Here is a 2,296-nt window from a genome sequence, read left to right on the forward strand (position 1 = left end):
GGAGCGGTGCCGGAGCGCTAAGACCGGGGCCGCTAGGACCGCACGAGGAACCACTACGAGAGGTAAGTGCCGATCATGAGCGAATCAGACGGCATTGACGATGTAGTGGAAGGCGGTCTGCGGCAGTCCCTGATGACCGCCTCACGGCTGGCCGAAACCCTGGCCCGGATGCGGCAGGAATCGCTGCGCCGGCGCGAGCAACAGGACACCCGGACCGCACATGAGGCACAGGTACGGGAAGCAGCCGACCGGGCGGCTGTGCAGGGCGCCCTCGCCCCGGTGCAGAAGGAGAAGTGGTGGGAGCAGGCGCAGCCGGCAGACATCGCCCAGATGCATGCCCTGGCCGAGGGCTGGAAGGACCACGACCCCACCGCACTGGCCGCGGCCGAGCGGATCCGCACCGAGGTGAAGGCCCGCTGGGGCATCGATACCCACGACGTGGGGACGGACGCGGCATACTTGGAATCGGGCATCGAAACGATCAGCGCCGCGCAGGCCCGACGCGCCGCTGCCGCCGAGCACCAAAAGGGTATGGCACTGATCGCCGCGGCACAGGCCGAAGAACTCCGGGCCAGGGCCGACAAGCTTGCACCCGAGATGGAAAGGCACCAGGTACCCGTCGAGTACCTGAACAACCCCGCCCTGGCCCAGGCCCTGCAGACCGCCCACGACGCCAAAACGCCCGAGGCCATCGAAGCGGCCGACGCCACGGTGAAGGAACGCCTGTACCTGATCGGCAAGGACGGCATCAACGGTCCCACCGTCGAGATGCTGCGCGAAGAAACGACGGCCAGCTTCAACGGTGCCGGCGAAGAGCACTTCAAAGACGCCACGTTCGTGGAGGCGGCCAGGGAATGGCACGAAGCCAGGCTCCTGGCCGAGGGCGGCTTCACAGGCTCCCAGGAGCAGCCGCTGGAGCAGCGATACGAACGCCTTGAGGCGGAACTGTTCGCACGCATTGAAGCCATGGGACGGGAGCTGGAAAACTGCGTCACCGGCGACGACAACAGACGGCTCAACGATCAGGGCGAGAAGACCGAAAGCAGCGCCGCTGCAGAGTACGGCTCCGCCGAACACCGCGAAGCCTTCGCTGCCTCACTGGCCGGGACCGCCAGCGAGAACCAGGTCCAGGGACGCCTTGCCGCTGCACGCAGCGAGGGCACGCACCCCGGCACGGCGCTGACGCGAGGCAGAGGGGCAGCCAAGGCACGAAAGACCCGTGGTGGGACCGGTGTGGCAGCGGAACGGGTGAAAAGCGGACCCAGCCGCTGACGGCATGCGAGATGGAAATCCGCCCGCACTGGTACCGGGCAACAAAGCGTTAGCTGTCTCGACGAAGGACCGGCTCTGTGCCCGATGCACCGCGGAGGGGTAGGGGTCGTTGTTCTGCGGATGTTATTGCCGAAGGTAGTCGCGTAGGCCGGGAATGGCGAAGTCGACCTTGCCGTAGCCGGCTGATTCGATCAGTCCGGCCGCGATGAGTCTATTGCGGTACTTGGAGACCACGTTGGGTTTGGACTTGATGAGGTGTCCTATCTGGGCCGCTGTTGACGGGCCGTCCTGCTCGGCCATGGCGTGCAGGAACTGGCGGTCCTTGTCGGAGATGTCCGAGAGCGCGGACTCCACGACAACCAGGGTGTTCCGTCGCAGCGCTGCGGCGATGGCGGTCCGGACACTCTCCTGGTCCAGGGCCCGGTTGGCCTTGTCGGCCGCCATCCACAGGTAGTAGCCGACCAGCTGGATGAGGAAGGGGTAGCCTTCGGTGGCTGCTGCCGCCTCGCTGAGCAGCTCCGGGGCGACGTCGATGCCGCCTTCGCTGAAAAGGTCCCGGTAGGAGGCGGTGACTTCACCGATTGCTGCCTCATGAAGATTGATCCTGTCGGCCCGGCGCAGAAAGGTCGCCACGCCCTCGTTGAGGAGGTCGGAGACGGCCGAAGGCAGGCCGGCGAAGATCAGGCCGATGGGAAGCCCGTCACGGATGAAGTGCTGCACGTCCGCGGCCAGCTGGGAGATTTCGCTCCGGTCGACGGCGTGGATTTCGTCGATCGTGATGACCAGCCCGGTGCCCCTGCTGTCCAGGACCTGCAGCAGTTCCTCCCCGGTGCGCCGCCAGTCCGGAATGCGCTCCGGGGGCAGTTGGGTCGTGAGCCCGAATCCTGCCGCGGAGAAGGCCGTGATCTTGCGCGTCGGCGGCCCGCCGCCCAGCTCGTCGGAAAGCCGGAGCATGTCATCTCCGACCCTGGCCAAAAAACCCGGATTGGCCGTTCGGGAGATCACCGCCCAGCCGTGGTTTCTC

Annotated in this window: 2 protein-coding genes; one reads left to right on the forward strand and one right to left on the reverse strand. The window is 66.5% G+C overall.

From position 1 onward, the window contains the following. Nucleotides 1–75 precede the first annotated feature (75 nt). The gene (locus AC5RVV_RS17235; RefSeq protein ID WP_494002588.1) at nucleotides 76–1,272 is read left to right on the forward strand and encodes a hypothetical protein; all 1,197 of its coding nucleotides are present in this window, start codon (nucleotides 76–78) and stop codon (nucleotides 1,270–1,272) included. A 123-nt stretch (nucleotides 1,273–1,395) separates the two neighbouring features. On the opposite strand, the gene AC5RVV_RS17240 is transcribed toward AC5RVV_RS17235, so the two are convergent. Beyond that, nucleotides 1,396–2,296, reverse strand: a 901-nt coding sequence (locus tag AC5RVV_RS17240) for a DUF8462 domain-containing protein (RefSeq protein WP_494002589.1), incomplete at its 5' end; no start/stop codon positions are given.

The organism is Arthrobacter sp. MDT2-34-1 (assembly GCF_059091365.1).

What these genes read in the sequence shown, in the direction of transcription:
- AC5RVV_RS17235 (WP_494002588.1), top strand. Translation starts at nt 76, where the DNA reads ATGAGCGAATCAGACGGCATTGACGATGTAGTGGAAGGCGGTCTGCGG.